Origin of the sequence: Shewanella putrefaciens (assembly GCF_016406305.1) — a bacterium.
Lineage (GTDB): Bacteria > Pseudomonadota > Gammaproteobacteria > Enterobacterales > Shewanellaceae > Shewanella > Shewanella putrefaciens_C.
Window position 1 is genome coordinate 285,087 of the sequence record NZ_CP066369.1, and the last position, 17,124, is coordinate 302,210.

Genomic DNA, 17,124 nt, shown 5'->3' on the forward strand with positions numbered 1-17,124 from the left:
GACCTTAAACTGAGATAATCCACGGTCAAGTCTCATAAGAGCAAGGTAACATATAGGTCGGCTTGATCATGAGTCGATATAGGCATACTTTTCAATAAGATTCAGACGTACAAGAAATGGCTGAAAAACGTAATATTTTTCTGGTAGGCCCTATGGGCGCAGGTAAAAGCACAATTGGTCGCCATCTGGCGCAAATGCTGCATTTAGAATTCCACGATTCAGATCAAGAGATTGAACAACGCACAGGTGCTGATATTGCTTGGGTGTTTGACGTCGAAGGTGAAGAAGGCTTCCGTCGTCGTGAAGCTCAGGTTATTGCTGATCTGTCTGAAAAACAAGGTATCGTCCTTGCCACCGGTGGTGGTTCAGTACAGAGCAAAGATATCCGTAATCATCTATCTGCGCGTGGCATTGTGGTGTATTTGGAAACCACTATCGACAAACAGGTCGCTCGTACTCAGAGGGACAAGCGACGCCCATTATTGCAAGTGGATGACCCAAGAGAAGTATTGGAGAGTCTTGCTGAAATCCGTAACCCGTTGTACGAAGAGATTGCCGATGTGATCGTTAAAACCGATGATCAAAGTGCAAAGATCGTTGCAAATCAGATCATTGAGAAATTAGGTTTCTAAGCAGAATGATGAAGCAAATTCAGGTTGATTTAGGTATACGTAGTTATCCCATTTATATTGGCCAGAGTTTGATGAGTGATGGCGAGACTTTGTCTCGCTACCTGCTTAAAAAACGTATTCTTATCGTCACCAATGAAACTGTCGCGCCTTTGTATCTTAAGCAGATACAAGAAACGATGGCTTCGTTTGGTGAGGTAGAGAGCGTAATCCTCCCCGATGGCGAACAATTCAAAGACTTAGCGCATTTAGACACTATTTTCACCGCATTATTGCAGCGAAACTATGGTCGAGATTCAGTGCTGGTGGCTTTGGGTGGCGGCGTGATTGGTGATATGACGGGATTTGCTGCCGCATGTTATCAGCGTGGGGTCGATTTTATTCAAATTCCTACAACCCTATTGTCGCAGGTGGATTCTTCCGTCGGCGGTAAAACAGCGGTTAATCATCCCCTAGGCAAAAATATGATTGGGGCCTTCTATCAGCCGCAACTCGTATTGATCGATACCCTATGTTTACAGACTTTACCAGCCCGTGAGTTTGCTGCCGGTATGGCTGAAGTGATTAAGTATGGCATCATGTGGGATGGTGAATTTTTTCAATGGCTTGAGAATAACGTGCAAGCCCTCAAGCGCTTAGACACTGAGGCGCTAGTGTATGCAATTTCCCGCTGCTGTGAGATCAAATCTGATGTGGTGAGCCAAGATGAAACTGAGCAGGGTGTGCGTGCTTTATTGAATCTAGGCCATACCTTTGGGCATGCCATTGAAGCTGAGATGGGCTATGGCAATTGGTTGCATGGCGAAGCCGTTGCGGCTGGCACGGTCCTTGCTGCTCAAACGGCTAGATCATTGGGATTGATTGATGAGTCAATTGTTTGTCGTATTGTGCAATTACTACAAGCCTTCGATCTTCCCGTGAGTGCGCCGGAATCTATGGGTTTCGACAGTTTCATTCAACATATGCGACGCGATAAAAAAGTGTTAGGCGGTCAGATTCGACTCGTACTCCCGACGGCAATTGGTCAAGCGGACGTATTTAGTCAAGTCCCTGAATCTACCCTCGAACAGGTTATCCGCTGCGCATAAGCATGGTGTGGTGGGCGAGTGACGTTTCAGGGTTTGGTCTTACTTCCTTCGCAGGAAGCCCTCGTACAAAGGTTACATCATAGTGCCAGTTACAGCGATCAGCTGCTGGTGCTTTCTGGTGGCCAAGGTTCAGGTAAAACCACACTCGTAACCGCATTAGCGACCGATTTTGACGAGTCAAATGCGGCATTAGTGATCTGTCCTATGCATGCCGATAATGCTGAAATTCGCCGTAAAATTTTAGTGCAGTTGATCTCTTCCCCCATTTTTGACGACGAAATTCCCCTCGCAGAAACCTTATTGCGGGTGGCATCCACACAAACCAAGCCCCTGCATATCATCATCGACGATGCCCATCTGCTTTCTAAAGAGTTGTGGGCCGAGTGCATCATTCTCAATCAGATCCAATGTGCGGGTAAGAATATCGCCGTGACCTTGGCAGTGCCGCCCGCATTTTTAGCGGAGTTATTGTCACAGTTGCCTGAGTCATTAAGGCGACAGGTGCTGCCCGTGAGCATTGAGCCGCTGAGTCTTCCCGAGCGTGAGGCTTTGTATCAGACCTTGCTAAGGTGTAGTGATCAAAATCCTTTTACTCCTAGGGATATAGTGCGCGCTCAACTCGAAAAACAGACAGGAACACCTCAAGAGGTGGTTAATCTGCTCGAATTGGCACTCCATGGTCAGCCAGAAAAAAAATCATTGTGGACGCGATATAAAATAGTCTCCATCAGCGTTGTGAGTGTGTTGGTGGCGTTGGTGATTTGGTTTGCTGTTACTCGGCCACTTATTCCAGAACCACAGCCTAGTCTAGTCACTTACCCAGCAATTGACTCGCCCGCATTTTTAGCTCTAGGTCAGCAGCGGTTGGCGGCTTATTTTCATCAGCGTTCAGAGTCATTTAAACTTTCTCAACAACGGCTCGATACAATCGAAGCGGATCCCCTGGCTGATTTTCATGGTGAGCAACCTCAGGCTGAATCAGATGCGGCGACTGAGCTACCCGTCGATGAGGCGAGCAGTAAAGCCGAGAATGTTGAGCCCGCGACCACTTTAGATTCGCCCCAGCTTGAAGGCGCTAAGCTCGAAGAATCCCAGCTCGAACAAACTAAGGCCGCAAATCCGTTAGATAGCGCCGATACCGCACCAAAAACCGATATTACGTCGGCGCAGGTTACACCACTCCAGAAACCCACTAAGGGTTATACCATACAGATTGCGACGATTTCGCAATTAGATTCACTACATAAAACCCTTAAAATGCTTGAAGAGGCAGAAGATGTGCGAGTCGCAAAGTATAAGCATCTTTGGGTTGTACTGGCGGGTAACTACAGTGATAGCAAATTGGCCCATGAGGCTGCGGCTAAGTTAACCAAACAGTATCGTCTTGACTCACTTTGGGTAAGAAAATGGACCGAATTGGGGGCGTATCAGTTACAAGAAACACACCCAAATCGTGAAATCTCAGAATAAACAGAGTACAATCATGGCCTTTATTTTTGTCGGCATTCATCAAGTTAAATGATAAAAAAACATAGAGCCTTCCTTAAATGGGCTGGTGGAAAATTTAAACTGGTGGATGAGTTGGCAAACTACTTACCCGCAGGCGACCGTTTGGTTGAGCCGTTTGTGGGCGCGGGTTCCGTATTCTTAAATACCGACTATCCCAGCTATTTGCTCTGCGATATCAATGAAGATCTGATTGAACTGTACAAAATAGTGAAGGAAAGGCCTGCCGAGTATATCGACGCGGCTAAAAAGCTATTCGTCGATGAAATGAACCAAAAGGAAGCCTACTACCGGGTACGTAGCGACTTTAACAAATGTCGCGATCCTTTCCAGCGTGCTGTGTATTTCCTGTATTTAAACCGTCATGGTTTTAATGGCTTATGCCGTTATAACCGCAAGGGTGGTTTCAATGTGCCCTTCGGTTCATACAAAAAACCTTACTTTCCTGAGAAGGAAATTTGGGCCTTTTCAGAAAAAGCACAAAATGCAGAATTTAAGTGTATTGGTTACGAGCAAGCATTTGAGCAGACTCGTACTGGCGATGTTATTTATTGTGATCCCCCCTATGCGCCATTATCGACAACCGCCAGCTTTACGACCTATGTCGGTGCGGGTTTTAGTTTAGATGATCAGGCCTTACTCGCTCGCCATTCCCGCCATACGGCGCTGGAGCGCGGCATCCCTGTGCTGATCAGTAACCATGATATCCCCTTAACGCGGGAGTTATATCGTGGCGCCCACCTCGCAAAGATCCAAGTGCAACGTAATATCAGCCAAAATGGCAATGGCCGCAATAAAGTGGATGAGCTAATGGCCTTGTACGATGAAAACTATGATCTGCAGGATGAATGAGTTTTGTGGGTTAATCTTTGATGAAGATATTTAGCTAAGTATCTGACTAACAAGTAATATCAAACTGACGACTAAGGTTATCGCTAACATAATCCCCATAATGATATAGGGGAGTGGCGAATGAGTTTGGAAATCCTTTTGGCGATTCTCACTGGATTGCACCCCGAAAAAAGCGGCTAAGGTGCTGTAGAAAACCTGCCAGATGCGGCCAAACATTAATAGGAAAGTTGTGAGTTGGTGGGTTTCATATCATCAATAGGTTTATCTTGATGACCGTGTAACAGCTCAAGTAGATCGACGAAATGAAACTGACTCGAGCGATTCTTGCCCGTGAGCCAAGTTTTCCAGCTTAACGCTTGGGCTTGATTGGCACAGCGATTATTGGGGTGACTGCTAGGTAACGTATTGTTGTAGCGGGCTTCGCTACTGCATGCGCAGGCAGTGTTATCAGTGCTTACTGTTAGTTTTTCAACACCAAACGCTAAGGTGGCGACTACCACTGCAGTAAACGCCAACATCATGGATGACTTAAAGGTCACCGAGCCTAAAATGTGAGAAAACCGAGTTAACCGCACTTTCATGATACTTCCCTTGAAATCTTCTAGGTGCACATTAGCGACTCGAGTATAACAAATCCGCTTAGTTTATGAACAATAATTTATCAATCAGCGCTCATTTCTTCGCATAATTTAGCCTCTACCCTGGCCTAGTGATGACATATTCATACAATAAGGCCCCATATGTAATGTTTTACGGGCATTTAGCGTGAGACGAATCGTCATAAATGTGGCTTCGACTATAGAGGCTTAACGCCGCTAAGGGTAAAATGAGGCACTTTTTATCCATTTGCAGCGAGTGTGTTATGCGTCCATTCTTAATTGCTCCATCAATTTTATCCGCCGATTTTGCCCGTTTAGGGGATGACGTTAAAGCCGTGTTAGATGCGGGCGCTGACGTAGTGCATTTTGATGTGATGGATAATCACTATGTGCCTAACCTGACGATTGGCCCTATGGTATGTAAAGCCCTGCGTGATTATGGCATCACCGCCGATATCGATGTGCATCTGATGGTGAAACCGGTCGACCGTATCGTGCCTGATTTTGCTAAAGCCGGCGCGTCTATTATTACCTTCCACCCTGAAGCCTCAGAGCATGTTGATCGCACACTGCAGCTGATCAAAGAATCAGGCTGTAAGGCGGGCTTAGTCTTTAACCCTGCGACTCCGCTGCATTATCTTGACCATGTGATGGATAAACTCGATGTGATCCTCTTGATGTCAGTGAATCCTGGCTTTGGTGGTCAATCTTTTATTCCTTCAACTTTAGATAAGCTGCGCCAAGTACGTGCGCGTATCGATGCCAGTGGTTTCGACATTCGTTTAGAAGTCGATGGTGGCGTTAAGGTCGATAATATCGCTGAAATCGCGGCGGCGGGTGCGGATATGTTTGTCGCGGGTTCGGCCATTTTCGGCAAGCCAGATTACAAAGCCGTAGTGGATGAAATGCGTGCCGAACTGGCTAAAGTTGGGGCTTAGGATATGTGGGAGCAGATTAAAGCCATCGCATTTGATCTCGATGGCACCCTTATCGATAGCGTACCCGATCTTACCGTTGCTACCCAGGAAGCTTTAGCCGAATTAGGCTTGGCAACTTGCTCAGAGACCCAAGTGCGCACTTGGGTTGGTAACGGCGCCGAGATGTTGATGCGCCGCGCCATGACCAATGCACTCGGTGCCGAGGTCGAGCAGGCGGCACTCGATGCGGCTATGCCAGTTTTTATGCATCATTATCAAGAGAACCTTGAGAAACACAGTGCGCTGTATAGCGACGTCCATCAAGTGCTGCAAACCTTGTTTGATGCAGGCTTTAAGCTGGCCGTTGTCACCAATAAACCCTACCGCTTCACGTTACCTTTGCTCGAGGCCTTTAACATAAATGGCTTTTTCAGCTTAGTATTAGGCGGTGATTCTCTTGCGAAGATGAAGCCTGATCCTTTACCGCTGCAGCATCTGCTGAAGGAATGGCAGTTAGATAAAGCCGAGTTATTGATGGTTGGCGACTCTAAAAATGACATTTTAGCGGCGAAAGCGGCAGGTGTTGCATCAATCGGCTTGACCTATGGCTACAACTACGGTGAAGATATTGGGCTCGCTGGCCCAGATGCCGTCTGCGAGCAATTTAACGATATTTTGAACTGGATAAATCCAACAAAGCGTTAATTTAATAGATTCTTTTTATTTATAGATAGTGGAGCAATGACGTAATGACCAAACCCATAGTACTCAGCGGTGCACAGCCGTCCGGCGAATTAACCATAGGTAACTACATGGGTGCATTGCGTCAATGGGTTGCGATGCAAGATAGCCACGACTGCCTCTATTGTGTGGTCGACTTGCATGCCATTACCGTGCGCCAAGATCCTAAGGCGCTACGCGAAGCCTGTTTAGATACTTTAGCCCTGTATTTGGCCTGTGGCGTCGATCCTAAAAAGAGTACAGTGTTTATCCAGTCACAGGTGCCGCAGCACACCCAATTAGGCTGGGCATTAAACTGCTACACCCAAATGGGCGAGTTGAGCCGCATGACTCAGTTTAAGGATAAGTCACAAAAGCACGCTAACAACATCAACGTGGGTCTGTTTGGTTACCCTGTGCTGATGGCGGCGGATATTCTGCTGTATCAAGCGAACGAAATCCCAGTTGGCCAAGATCAGAAGCAACACCTTGAGTTAACACGTGATATCGCGACTCGCTTTAACAATGCCTATGGCGATACTTTCACTATTCCTGAGCCGTTTATTCCCGAACATGGCGCTAAGGTGATGTCGCTGCAGGAGCCGCTGAAGAAGATGTCTAAGTCGGACGAAAATCGTAACAACGTTATCGGCCTGCTAGAAGATCCCAAATCCGTGCTGAAAAAGCTGAAAAAAGCCATGACAGATAGCGATGAGCCGCCAGTCGTGCGTTTCGATTTTGACAATAAGCCGGGCGTTTCTAACCTGCTGAGCCTAATGTCGGGCGTGACGGGTCAAAGCATCGCCAGCCTAGAAGCCGAGTTCGAAGGCAAGATGTACGGCCATTTAAAGGTTGCAGCCGGTGAAGCGGTTGTGGGCATGTTAGAGCCACTGCAAGAGCGTTACCGCGCAATTCGTGCCGATCGCGCTTACTTAGATCAAGTGATGAAAGCGGGCGCCGAGAATGCACAGGCACGCGCCGAAGTGACGCTGAAGAAAGTCTACGAGAAGATAGGTTTATTAGTCTAATCAATCGATATCGATAAACTAAGCCGACGTTCGCGTCGGCTTTTTTGTGCCTGTCAGTTCATCTTAGGCTTGGGCCTGGGATTTTAGCCAAGAGGAGAAGGCGGCAATCGCAGGTTCCGATAGGCGGCGTTGTTTACAGAAGAAGGTAAATTCAAACCCTGTATGCACATCGGGTAGATTCACTGCAACCAGTCGTCCGGTTGCAATATCTCCCGCCACCATAAAATCGGGAGCGAGTGCGACACCTTGGCCCGCAATCGCGGCTTCAATCGCCATCACTATGTGGCTAAATATATGTTGCTGCTCATTATTGAGCGGAATCGTATGGGCCGATGACCACTTGCGCCAGTCGAGTCCGAGCGGCCCTTCATCCACAACCAGTAAAGCTTGCTGCTGAAAATTATCTAGGCTGATGTCACGCCATTTAGGATAAAGAGTGGGACTACAGACGGGGATTAAACGCTCCTTATGCAGCAATTGTTGCCAATATCCCCGTAGATTCAGCTTGCTGGCGATAAAGATATCCGCGGAGCTAGTGCTTAAGTCGGGATCTTGGGTGATCATTTCGAGGCGGATTTTAACACTCGGATATTGGCGACGAAAATCGGTTAGGCGCGGTATCAACCACTTAACCGCAAATGAGCTATATACGGCTAAACAGAGTTGCTGGTTGGGCGTATCACGCAGCTTAAGGTTGAGATCGCCTAATTCATTGAAAATGCGTTCTAACTCAATAAATAAACTCTGGCCCTTTGGGGTGAGTTGTAGCTTACGGCCTTGTCGGTCAAAGAGTTGTTCCGCAAAATATTCTTCCAGTACCCGCACTTGGTGGGATACCGCGCTTTGGGTGATGCACAGTTCATCCGCCGCTTTAGAGAAGTGGGCTTGTCTCGCGGCGGCCTCAAAGACCTGTAGTGCGCGTAATGGAGGAAGTTTTCTCATGTTTTTCAATATATAAAAAATTTAGTATGAATTTAATTCATTCAGTATGAGAAAGCATCATTTCAGCTTACCTTTTGTGGGCTCTATCATGCAGCCATTGAAATTTATGGATGTTATAAAATGCAGCGCCCTATAGTTATCGGTTTGATTTTATTGATAGTGGGTAATCTATTTAGCGCATTCTACGATGTATCGATCAAGTGGTTACCGGACGATGCTAATGCCGCCACTTTTCTGCTCGTAAGGCAAATCTGTTCAGTATTCATGTTGTTGCCCGTGTGGCTATATGCGCAAAGGCCAATGACCACACATATTTCAGTTCACCTTTGGCGTGCCAACATAGGCTCAGTTGGCGCGCTATTTTTAATTATCGGTTTAATGGCGCTGCCGCTCGCCACTGTGAGTTCGTTGTTTTACTCGGCGCCCTTGATGATTATGCTAATGGGCTATTGGTTTCTTAAGGAACGCATTACCACTGGGCAGGTCATCTGCGCCTTATTGGGCTTCGTTGGGATCTTGATTATCCTGCGCCCAAGCGAGATGAATTGGTTTGGTCTGGCGGTATTGTTTTCGGCTTTTACCTTTGCGGTGAATCAACTTACCTTAAAAAAGGTGCCAAATACTGAGCATCCAGTGCTCACCCTTATGCTGTATAACTTGCTCGGCATTCCGGCCACATTATTGATCGCCGCCTTCCAAGGCTTGCAGGGGATGAGTTGGGGATTACTCGGTATAGCCTTACTCAGCAACGCATTTTTATTAATTTACCATTGGTTTTGCGTGCTTGCTTACCGTAAGGCGCAGGCGAGTGATATTGCGATAGCGGAATATACTGGATTGTTATTTATCGTATTTTTGGGTTGGTTGCTGTTCGATGAATGGCTGGATAGCTTGAGTTGGGTCGGTGCCGCGTTAATTGTATTACCGTCGTTATTTTTACCTTGGATAGGAATGCTATTGGCCCAGCAGCCTAAGGTTATCGAGCGTTTGCGAGCCGAGCCCTTAGCGATTGAGGGCGTAGAGGGCGAGCCTAAGCGTTAATCGCTTAGGCTTAACCGAGATTATTCGACGTATTCGAAGACTTTAACCACTTTACGCACGCCCGCAGTATTACGGGCGATATCGACGGCTAAATCTGCCTGTGAGCGGTGGATAAGCCCAAGCAGGAAGACCTCTCCATTTTCAGTGATCACTTTGATGCGGGTAACATCCAAATCTTTCTCGTTGAGCATGCGCCCCTTTACCTTAGTCGTGACCCAAGTGTCATTGCTGCGGGTAGTAAAGGAGGTGGGATTACCGATACGGATTTGATTGTGGATCTTGCCGCCAAGCTTAAGATCCTGCACGACTTTAATCGCCTTGTCCCTGAGCATAGAGTTTGGAGCTTGGCCTATCATAAGCACATTGCCATTCACCGATACACCCGTGATATTGGTGAGTTTTTTAAGATCTTCTTGCTCCAGCAGTGCGCTAGTGATCTTAAAATCCGTGTTGGTGTCATCGAGCTGAGTTTTTACGGTACGCTCATCATTGGCCATCACAGCGCCGCCCACTGCGCCCACCATAACGGCACCAGCACAGCCCTGCAGCAGCAAGCAAACCATTAATAACGGGGCAACGTGCCTCATTGTTGCTCATCCTGTGGGAAAAGCGTGCGGTCGATATTGTCACACAGGCAATGGATCACCAGCAGATGCACTTCTTGAATACGGGCCGTGACATTGGAAGGCACACGGATTTCTACATCGCCAACACTCAATAAGCCCGCCATCGCGCCGCCATCTTTACCCGTGAGGGCGACTATGGTCATATCGCGGCTGAGAGCCGCTTCCATGGCTTTGATCACGTTGCCAGAATTACCGCTGGTGGAGATGGCCAGTAGAATGTCACCAGGTTGACCTAAGGCTAAGATTTGCTTTGAGAAAATCTCATTATAGCTATAGTCATTCGCAATGGCTGTGATGGTCGATGTGTCGGTTGACAGGGCAATGGCTGGCAATGGTGGACGCTCAATCTCGTAGCGGTTTAATAGCTCGGCCGAGAAGTGCTGCGCATCGCCGGCACTGCCGCCGTTGCCACAGGCGAGGATTTTATTGCCGCCCAAAAGACAGTGCACCATCATTTCGGCCGCTTTGGCGATGGATTCTGGCAGTGCTTCGGCTGCATCGATTTTAGTCTGGATAGATTCAGTAAAGCTGTCTTTAATGCGTTCTAACATGGATACATCCTTTCAGGATAAAGTGTTGCTATCATGCCATATTTCCACTGGGGAGTTGAGGCATAAGCGTTAAAAAATAATTCATCTGTCACGTTCAAAAGGCATCGACCAGCCAATGGATTTGCCCTTCATCCATGGCGATAACATCAAAACGGCAGGGGACGTCGAGTCGTTGAATTTGCAAATAATGGCTGGCAGCCTTACGAATTCGACCGATTTGGGCCTTGCTCAATGCCTGTAATGCGCCACCAAATTGGTTTGCCGAGCGGAATTTCACCTCAACAAAAACCCAATACTTCTGATGGCGCATCACTAAATCAATTTCACCGAAGGGATAGCGGACATTGCGCTCGACAAAAGTTAACCCTTGTTGTTCAAGGTAACGTTGGGCGAGTGTTTCTGCCTGCTGTCCAGGTGTCATAGTTGACGAAAACTGCCTCTCTGATAACGTCCCCAGCTCAATTGGCGGTTGAGAACTCCATCGGGATTAACCGATAAGACACCGCTACGGCCATTAAACTGGAAGCCAGGGAATGAGCGCATTTGGGCGAGTTTGCTGATCAAATCCATTGCGTCATAACCCATGATAAACAAGCGTTTTTGACCGTTATTCCAGCCTGACCATAGGGTATTAACCATCAGGTTTTCTTCGCTATTTTGCATTAGCCAAGGGGCATCACTCATGGTTAAGTTATTTAAATCCTGCGCAGTTTGGCTCGATTCATTATCGATACGGCTACGGCTAGATGTGTACAAAGGCACTGGCTGAGTAAAGACGCTAAAGTTGACATCGATAAAGGCTTTTAGCAGGGTTAACTCCTGCGGCGTCGAGATCATATAAATGGCATCGATATCTTGGCGCGAGCGAAAATCGGCCTGTACTGAGTTGCCTAAGAGTTCTTTAATGCGCGCTATGCGTTCTTGGCTATCGCGTACGCCAAGGGCATCTTGTACTGTGGTTCGCATTTTGTCACCGCCATCGTAGTAATAGACTTCGATGGGAGTATCACTCTTTTTCTTCCACGCCTGAATAAAGCTCTCGGCCATACGTTTACCTATGGCATCGTTGCTGGCGAGCAATAGTGGCATGGTCACGCCATCTTGGTACATGCGAGTGGCGGCGTCGGCAGCTTCCTGCGCGGGGGAGAGTGCAAAGTAAAACTTATTAATATCAGGTACGAACTTGTCGGTCTGATTTAAAAATAGCTGTGGAATTGGCGCAGTCGGCGCTGCACCTGTCGCACCTGTCGCCGCTGTTGTCACGGTGCTTGCCGTGGTGTTCAGTGCCAATAGCTGATCGATTTCATTCGGTAATAGCGGGCCAATGATAAATTCAGCGCCCGCATTTACCGCTTGCTGATAGGCGGAAACGGCATCATTGGCTGTGTCGTAAAAATTCACTGAAACCTGCTCATTGGGTTTCGCTAAGTAACTGGCCAAAATACCTTGGCGAATCGCATTGGCGGCATTGGCTCTCGAGCCCGTCAATGGCAAGAGTACGGCAATATTCTTGGGCGTAAATGGCTTAGCGTTTAACGCTCGATCTAAATCGGCGGGCAGTTTGGCCGCGGCAGGATGGTAAGGGTTTTGTTTCTGCCATTCGCCTAAATAGCGCACCAGCTGCGAGGGATCGACGGCATAATGTTTGGCAATATAAGCCAGCTGCAACCAACCGGCAAACACAGGATTCTTAGCATCTTGGGTAAAGGTCTGCAGGGTTTGCTCATGCATAGGTTGTAACACTTGCCAAATTTGGTTGTTGACCTCATTTGCCTCGGCGGGAGGTAAATAGCCGGTCAATAAACTTAGCTCGCGTACTTGCTCAATCGGCTGTTTATTTAACTGGTATAAGTGAGCTTTAAATTGGTGATAGGTGGCCATTTGCCAACTGGGTAACACCCAAGTGCTTGGATAGTTAAGTGTATTTAAGGCATCGAGGTAAGTCGATGTGTGCTCAAGTACCCGGGCCGTGAGGTATTTATGCTCGGCCAATAGTATTGGGCTCTGGGTTAAACTGGGCAACATAGACTTCAGCAGCTTTTGCGCGGCGGCATAATCGTTGGCATTGATATAGGCATGCGCCGCCAACAGCAGGTTAATATCGCGCTGCTGTGGATCTTTGCTGTTGCTTGCCTGTGCTAAATACACATTGGGCGCCAAAGGAGCAGAAGCTAACGAGGTGGCCGCTGTGGGGGCTGTACTTGTTGAGGTTGTAGGCGCTTGAGTGCCACAACCCGCCAAAACTGCCGATAAAATGGCCACGGAAATAAACTTAGTTGTATTCAGGCTTTTTAACACTGGGCTTCACTCTGGTAAGATGCTGCCTCTAGTTTAACCTTCTCTCGCGCTTGACGAAAGTCTTGGCACTGTCATTACAGAGGTATATATGGACCAAAGCGTCGCACTCTACATAGTTCCCACTCCCATAGGTAATTTGGGCGACATGAGTTCACGGGCCATAGAGGTGCTAAATCAGGTTTCGTTGATCGCCTGTGAAGACACACGCCACAGCGGTAAGTTATTGAGCCATTTTGGTATCACGACTAAAACTATTGCACTTCACGACCATAACGAGCGCGCTCGTGCCCAGTGGATTGTGGATCAACTGGCTGCGGGCCAGTCAATCGCGCTGATTTCCGATGCGGGCACGCCGCTGATCTCCGACCCTGGTTATCATCTCGTGTCCCATGTGCGTCAATCGGGCTTTAATGTTATTCCACTCCCCGGCCCCTGCGCCGCGATTACCGCATTGAGCGCTTCCGGTTTGCCATCGGATCGCTTCTCCTTCGAAGGATTTTTACCCTCAAAGGAAAAAGCCAGAGCCGACAAGTTATTAGAACTAAAAGAAGATCCGCGCACGCTGATTTTTTACGAATCGCCACACCGTATTGAGCACAGTTTAACGACTATGGTCGAGGTGCTCGGCGGCGATCGCCATGTGGTGATGGCGCGGGAAGTGACCAAAACCTTTGAAACTTTTTTATCGGGTCCAGTCGCCGACGTGCTGGCCACCGTGAGTACCGATCCCAATCAGCAGAAGGGTGAAATAGTGCTGATGGTGCACGGTTATCACCTCAATGACGATGAAGCCATTCCAACGGTTGCCATTAACACCCTAAAATTACTTTGCGAAGAATTACCCCTTAAAAAAGCCGCCGCGATTGCCGCGCAAATCCACGGTCTTAAAAAGAACGCCCTGTATAAATACGGTTTAGAGTCTGATTTATAAGCGCCAGCACTCGGTACTGGGATTAACTGTGGTACATAAAGGAGGCTTAGGCTATAATCCGCGCCGAGTTGGCCAGACAGTCGCCGCGTTCGCAAGAACGGGGAGGAAAGTCCGGGCTTCAAAGAGCGGGGTGCCAGGTAACGCCTGGGCGGTGTGAACCGACGACAAGTGCAACAGAGAGGAGACCGCCATCCTAGCCTCGGCTAAGGTGGTAAGGGTGAAAGGGTGCGGTAAGAGCGCACCGTGCGGCTAGCAATAGTCCGTAGCAAGGTAAACTCCACCCGAAGCAAGACCAAATAGGGTTCCATATGACGTGGCTCGCGTTGGAACCGGGTAGGTCGCTTGAGCCTGTGAGCGATTGCAGGCCTAGATGAATGACTGTCCAAGACAGGACCCGGCTTATCGGCCAACTCAAACCTTTCGATATAGAAGGCCTCGCAGCGATGCGAGGCCTTTTATTTTTCAGGCTGTACGATTAATTGATGCATAAAGAAGAGAAGGAGCCGAACCCTCTCTAGGTTTTCTAAAAAGCTGATTTACGCTGGTTTATTATCTAATAATACATAGGGAAACAGAGAGTTGTTACACCTTACTGTATCTCTGAAGATACATCTGATGATTAACACTGTCATTCCAGTGACACGCCGTGAACTCATCCATGAGGGCTCGACGACGGCATCCATGCCGTCAACGGTCACTTACATGACAGTGTTTAATCTCTCACCACCCCTCCAGTAATCAGAATGACTTTTTATAAGCATGCGCTCTGGAAATTTAACAATGGGTGGCTAGTTAAATAAGAGAGCAAATAGGTTTGCCAGAAAGGGATATCGATGGTTGTAAGCTGACTTTATATTCGTTCAGGCACACGGTCATTTCATTGATCCGAGCGAATGGAGCAAATGAGTTTTTAAGTAAAGCTATCGCAGGACACAAATCTTCTAAACGAGGAGATGAGATACATGACAAATATTCTCATATTTATCTAATTTCATTGGATAAACTAAAGCCTTTGTTAGATTCGTTGAACTATGATGTCATGTTTGGTAAAACTATTTAAATCAAATGCCTAGGGCGTATAACTCTCTAATGCGGGTACGCTAGTTTAGTTAACTATCATCTTAGCTCTAACTGAGTTAAGAAGTATATTAAGAATGGAGTCCACTGAATGAAGATATCTTCCATCGAGGAGTTTATAGGTTTGGTAACTGAGTTCGAGGATTGTTGGTTTAGAGGTGTAGCTTCTACACAGTACACTTTGAAACCAAGGATTCATTGGGATGAGATAACTACAGAAGTAGAAGAAACACTTGCCTATAGATTTCTTAAAGAACATCTTAAGTATCATAAGACTAGTAATACTAATCCTTGGTATTTATATGCTGTAATGCAACACCATGGTTTACCTACAAGATTGTTAGATTGGACTGCCTCCCCTTTGGTTGCTTTGTTTTTTGCATTGACACAAAAGCCTAATTTGGAAAACGACCATCGAGTTTGGATACTCCAACCGTTTAAATTGAATGAGCAATTTATTGGTATCGATCGAGTTTACTGTCCATCCCAGATGGGAAATGAAACACGGCACATAGAAACGGAACAGTATTTTGACAGTGGCGAGGGAGAGCTAAAAAACTATCCTAAAGAGATTTCCCTATCTAGACCTAAATTAATCTTGGACTCTTATTTACCTGCTAATCTAGCTGTACGTTCAAGGCATATTATGCCTTCACATCCCATGGCAATTGAAACAATCCCACTTGATAGCAGAATGTCAGCACAACAAAGTGTTTTTACTGTACATGGGGACTGCTCAAAGTCTCTAGATGAACAAGTTAGTACAGGTGTTATTGATTTCATTGATATTGATTTCAAAGCCCGAGAAAAAATACTACAGCAACTTCATAGGCTTGGTGTTGTGGAGGATACTTGTAGTGGTCAACTAAATTTGGCCACAGCTTTAGAATCTTCCCAAAATCGTCGCTCTGATTCATTTGGGCTCAATCCTGCATTGTAATGATGTGGCCTGACTTCACAGTAATAACCAATGATGTAATCGGTCACATCTTGTTTAGCTTCGCTAAAACTCTTATAGCCTTGTGTCGGGATCCATTCCGTTTTTAAACTCCTGAAAAATCGCTCCATTGGCGCATTATCCCAGCAGTTACCGCGACGGCTCATGCTTTGGGTGATTTGATATTTCCACAACCGTTGACGGTATTTCAGGCTGGTATAATGGCAGCCTTGGTCTGAGTGGAATATCAGGTTTTTAGGCTTTCCTCTTGATTCAAATGCCATTTCTAACGCTTTTACCGTTAACTCTGTATCCGGTGAAAATGACATTGCCCAACCAATGGCCTTTCTCGAAAATAAATCCAGTACAACCGCTAAATAGCACCAACGATTACCCGCCCAAATATACGTCACATCGCCACACCAAACGGTGTTAGGTTCGACAACTGCAAATTGCCGTTTGAGTGCATTAGGGATAGTCACATGCTCATTTTCAGCCTTTTTATAACGGTGTTTGGGTTGTTGGCAACTCACTAATCCGAGCTTTTTCATTAACCGCGTTGCCCGATAACGACTTAATGCAAAGCCACGTTCAGAGGCAATTGTGGCGATACTTCGCGCACCCGCAGACTGTTTGCTTTCAGCATGTATCGCTTTGATTTCACATTCTAAAAGCCGCTGTTCAGGTGTTACACAAAGCTCACGGCTCATCCAATAACGGTAACTGCTCCGGTTCACGTTGAATACGTGGCATAACACTGAAATAGGGTATTTGTTGCTCTGATTGAGTTTCTCGATTATCGAGAATTGTTCAGCGAGTCCGACATCAATAGAGCAGTAGCCTTTTTTAAGATTTCTTTCTCGAGATTTATGCGCTCAATTTCACGTTTAAGTGCCCTGATTTCAATCTGCTCAGGTGTCATGGGTGAGGCTTTAGGCGCAAGCCCTTGGCGCTCGATTTGAAGCTGTGTTACCCACTTACTGACCGTCGATTTACCCACGTTCATGGCTTTCGCCGCCGCTTCTTGTGTGTAACCTTGATCAACGACTAATTGAGCGGTTTCAAGCTTAATGGCAGCGCTATATCGTGCACGTTTACTTTTATTCATGTTGTCACCTAAATGGGTTATGAGGGGATCATAACATTTCTTATTAGGTGGCCAAATTCACTATGCCACTACAACTATCTACTGTGATTTAGACTCCTTAGCTAAAAGGTTGTGTAGAGAGCTCAGCCTAAAATAAAAGGAAAAAATCGGGCAGGCATAACTTTTCTTCCTTAATAAATTGGCCAATAACACTAGCGTCAAAGGAATACGCCATCCCCTCGGAGAGCCACGGGCATTAGTGTTTGTTGCGTAATCTAGGCATGGTCGTTCTTGT

Annotated in this window: 18 protein-coding genes and 1 other RNA gene; 11 read left to right on the forward strand and 8 right to left on the reverse strand. The window is 46.9% G+C overall.

Annotation, left to right across the window (positions count from 1 at the left end; all coding sequences use genetic code 11):
* Window positions 1-116: 116 nt before the first annotated feature.
* Genes aroK through JFT56_RS01310 form a run of 4 tightly spaced genes read left to right on the forward strand, consistent with a single transcriptional unit; the run spans window position 117 to window position 4,075 of the window.
* Window positions 117-632, forward strand: a complete 516-nt coding sequence (gene aroK / locus JFT56_RS01295; RefSeq protein WP_011791077.1) for a shikimate kinase AroK — start codon at window positions 117-119, stop codon at window positions 630-632.
* An 8-nt stretch (window positions 633-640) separates the two neighbouring features.
* Window positions 641-1,717, forward strand: a complete 1,077-nt coding sequence (aroB, locus tag JFT56_RS01300; RefSeq protein WP_198783469.1) for a 3-dehydroquinate synthase — start codon at window positions 641-643, stop codon at window positions 1,715-1,717.
* Window positions 1,718-1,735: 18 nt separating this feature from the next.
* On the forward strand, window positions 1,736-3,187 hold the full coding sequence (locus JFT56_RS01305) for an AAA family ATPase (RefSeq protein WP_198781952.1): 1,452 nt from the start codon (window positions 1,736-1,738) through the stop codon (window positions 3,185-3,187).
* Between the two features lie 48 nt (window positions 3,188-3,235).
* Entirely contained in the window at window positions 3,236-4,075 is an 840-nt protein-coding gene (locus JFT56_RS01310) for a Dam family site-specific DNA-(adenine-N6)-methyltransferase (RefSeq protein ID WP_198781953.1), read from the forward strand.
* A gap of 30 nt (window positions 4,076-4,105) precedes the next feature.
* Here the strand turns inward: JFT56_RS01310 and JFT56_RS01315 are convergent, their stop codons facing one another.
* Both JFT56_RS01315 and JFT56_RS01320 read right to left on the reverse strand, forming a co-directional pair.
* Window positions 4,106-4,291, reverse strand: coding sequence for a DUF2970 domain-containing protein (locus tag JFT56_RS01315; RefSeq protein ID WP_198781954.1), 186 nt, complete (start codon window positions 4,289-4,291; stop codon window positions 4,106-4,108).
* The gene (locus JFT56_RS01320; protein ID WP_198781955.1) at window positions 4,291-4,656 is read right to left on the reverse strand and encodes a hypothetical protein; all 366 of its coding nucleotides are present in this window, start codon (window positions 4,654-4,656) and stop codon (window positions 4,291-4,293) included. The genes JFT56_RS01315 and JFT56_RS01320 overlap by 1 nt, the downstream gene beginning before the upstream one ends.
* A gap of 281 nt (window positions 4,657-4,937) precedes the next feature.
* Between JFT56_RS01320 and rpe the strand changes: the two genes are divergently transcribed.
* From rpe to trpS, 3 genes are read left to right on the forward strand one after another with little or no spacing between them, the layout of a single operon-like run.
* Window positions 4,938-5,612 carry a ribulose-phosphate 3-epimerase gene (gene rpe, locus JFT56_RS01325; RefSeq protein ID WP_014611722.1) on the forward strand — a complete coding sequence of 225 codons (675 nt, stop codon included), beginning with the start codon at window positions 4,938-4,940 and terminating at the stop codon, window positions 5,610-5,612.
* A 3-nt stretch (window positions 5,613-5,615) separates the two neighbouring features.
* Window positions 5,616-6,296: a phosphoglycolate phosphatase gene (locus JFT56_RS01330; RefSeq protein ID WP_198781956.1), complete on the forward strand. Its 681-nt coding sequence runs from the start codon at window positions 5,616-5,618 to the stop codon at window positions 6,294-6,296.
* A 44-nt stretch (window positions 6,297-6,340) separates the two neighbouring features.
* Window positions 6,341-7,339 carry a tryptophan--tRNA ligase gene (trpS, locus tag JFT56_RS01335; RefSeq protein ID WP_198781957.1) on the forward strand — a complete coding sequence of 333 codons (999 nt, stop codon included), beginning with the start codon at window positions 6,341-6,343 and terminating at the stop codon, window positions 7,337-7,339.
* A 63-nt stretch (window positions 7,340-7,402) separates the two neighbouring features.
* On the opposite strand, the gene JFT56_RS01340 is transcribed toward trpS, so the two are convergent.
* Complete coding sequence (locus JFT56_RS01340; protein WP_198781958.1) at window positions 7,403-8,281, reverse strand: LysR substrate-binding domain-containing protein; 879 nt, start codon at window positions 8,279-8,281, stop codon at window positions 7,403-7,405.
* A 120-nt stretch (window positions 8,282-8,401) separates the two neighbouring features.
* On the opposite strand from JFT56_RS01340, the gene JFT56_RS01345 reads away from it, so the two are divergent.
* Entirely contained in the window at window positions 8,402-9,322 is a 921-nt protein-coding gene (locus tag JFT56_RS01345; RefSeq protein WP_198781959.1) for a DMT family transporter, read from the forward strand.
* Window positions 9,323-9,342: 20 nt separating this feature from the next.
* Here the strand turns inward: JFT56_RS01345 and dolP are convergent, their stop codons facing one another.
* The 4 genes from dolP to JFT56_RS01365 all read right to left on the reverse strand — a co-directional run bounded on the left by dolP (window position 9,343) and on the right by JFT56_RS01365 (window position 12,797).
* Window positions 9,343-9,909 (reverse strand): division/outer membrane stress-associated lipid-binding lipoprotein, encoded by a 567-nt coding sequence (gene dolP / locus JFT56_RS01350; RefSeq protein WP_198781960.1) that lies wholly within the window; start codon window positions 9,907-9,909, stop codon window positions 9,343-9,345.
* Window positions 9,906-10,499 (reverse strand): phosphoheptose isomerase, encoded by a 594-nt coding sequence (locus JFT56_RS01355; RefSeq protein ID WP_007651521.1) that lies wholly within the window; start codon window positions 10,497-10,499, stop codon window positions 9,906-9,908. The genes dolP and JFT56_RS01355 overlap by 4 nt, the downstream gene beginning before the upstream one ends.
* A 94-nt stretch (window positions 10,500-10,593) precedes the next feature.
* Window positions 10,594-10,920, reverse strand: a complete 327-nt coding sequence (locus JFT56_RS01360; protein WP_198781961.1) for a YraN family protein — start codon at window positions 10,918-10,920, stop codon at window positions 10,594-10,596.
* A complete protein-coding gene (locus JFT56_RS01365; protein WP_198781962.1) occupies window positions 10,917-12,797 on the reverse strand; it encodes a penicillin-binding protein activator in 1,881 nt (626 codons plus the stop codon). The genes JFT56_RS01360 and JFT56_RS01365 overlap by 4 nt, the downstream gene beginning before the upstream one ends.
* Window positions 12,798-12,885: 88 nt before the next feature.
* On the opposite strand from JFT56_RS01365, the gene rsmI reads away from it, so the two are divergent.
* The 3 genes from rsmI (at window position 12,886) to JFT56_RS01380 (ending at window position 15,745) form a co-directional block, all read left to right on the forward strand.
* Entirely contained in the window at window positions 12,886-13,728 is an 843-nt protein-coding gene (rsmI, locus tag JFT56_RS01370) for a 16S rRNA (cytidine(1402)-2'-O)-methyltransferase (RefSeq protein ID WP_007651514.1), read from the forward strand.
* Between the two features lie 64 nt (window positions 13,729-13,792).
* Window positions 13,793-14,146: RNase P RNA component class A (gene rnpB / locus JFT56_RS01375), an RNA gene on the forward strand.
* A 750-nt stretch (window positions 14,147-14,896) separates the two neighbouring features.
* On the forward strand, window positions 14,897-15,745 hold the full coding sequence (locus tag JFT56_RS01380; RefSeq protein WP_198781963.1) for an FRG domain-containing protein: 849 nt from the start codon (window positions 14,897-14,899) through the stop codon (window positions 15,743-15,745).
* Here JFT56_RS01380 and JFT56_RS01385 read toward each other — a convergent pair.
* Window positions 15,667-16,850 (reverse strand): IS3 family transposase gene (locus JFT56_RS01385; protein ID WP_198780141.1). Its coding sequence is split into 2 segments (ribosomal slippage): window positions 15,667-16,595 and window positions 16,595-16,850, totalling 1,185 coding nucleotides; the frame shifts between segments, so codons are not numbered across the junction. The genes JFT56_RS01380 and JFT56_RS01385 overlap by 79 nt on opposite strands.
* Window positions 16,851-17,124 lie beyond the last annotated feature (274 nt).

Excerpts from the sequence above, each read along its gene's own strand:
- JFT56_RS01345 (WP_198781959.1), top strand. The coding sequence starts at position 8,402 with ATGCAGCGCCCTATAGTTATCGGTTTGATTTTATTGATAGTGGGTAAT.
- JFT56_RS01355 (WP_007651521.1), bottom strand. The coding sequence starts at position 10,499 with ATGTTAGAACGCATTAAAGACAGCTTTACTGAATCTATCCAGACTAAA.
- JFT56_RS01330 (WP_198781956.1), top strand. The coding sequence starts at position 5,616 with ATGTGGGAGCAGATTAAAGCCATCGCATTTGATCTCGATGGCACCCTT.
- dolP (WP_198781960.1), bottom strand. The coding sequence starts at position 9,909 with ATGAGGCACGTTGCCCCGTTATTAATGGTTTGCTTGCTGCTGCAGGGC.
- trpS (WP_198781957.1), top strand. The coding sequence starts at position 6,341 with ATGACCAAACCCATAGTACTCAGCGGTGCACAGCCGTCCGGCGAATTA.
- JFT56_RS01320 (WP_198781955.1), bottom strand. The coding sequence starts at position 4,656 with ATGAAAGTGCGGTTAACTCGGTTTTCTCACATTTTAGGCTCGGTGACC.
- JFT56_RS01360 (WP_198781961.1), bottom strand. The coding sequence starts at position 10,920 with ATGACACCTGGACAGCAGGCAGAAACACTCGCCCAACGTTACCTTGAA.
- aroK (WP_011791077.1), top strand. The coding sequence starts at position 117 with ATGGCTGAAAAACGTAATATTTTTCTGGTAGGCCCTATGGGCGCAGGT.
- rsmI (WP_007651514.1), top strand. The coding sequence starts at position 12,886 with ATGGACCAAAGCGTCGCACTCTACATAGTTCCCACTCCCATAGGTAAT.
- rpe (WP_014611722.1), top strand. The coding sequence starts at position 4,938 with ATGCGTCCATTCTTAATTGCTCCATCAATTTTATCCGCCGATTTTGCC.
- JFT56_RS01315 (WP_198781954.1), bottom strand. The coding sequence starts at position 4,291 with ATGTTTGGCCGCATCTGGCAGGTTTTCTACAGCACCTTAGCCGCTTTT.
- aroB (WP_198783469.1), top strand. The coding sequence starts at position 641 with ATGAAGCAAATTCAGGTTGATTTAGGTATACGTAGTTATCCCATTTAT.
- JFT56_RS01310 (WP_198781953.1), top strand. The coding sequence starts at position 3,236 with ATGATAAAAAAACATAGAGCCTTCCTTAAATGGGCTGGTGGAAAATTT.
- JFT56_RS01340 (WP_198781958.1), bottom strand. The coding sequence starts at position 8,281 with ATGAGAAAACTTCCTCCATTACGCGCACTACAGGTCTTTGAGGCCGCC.
- JFT56_RS01380 (WP_198781963.1), top strand. The coding sequence starts at position 14,897 with ATGAAGATATCTTCCATCGAGGAGTTTATAGGTTTGGTAACTGAGTTC.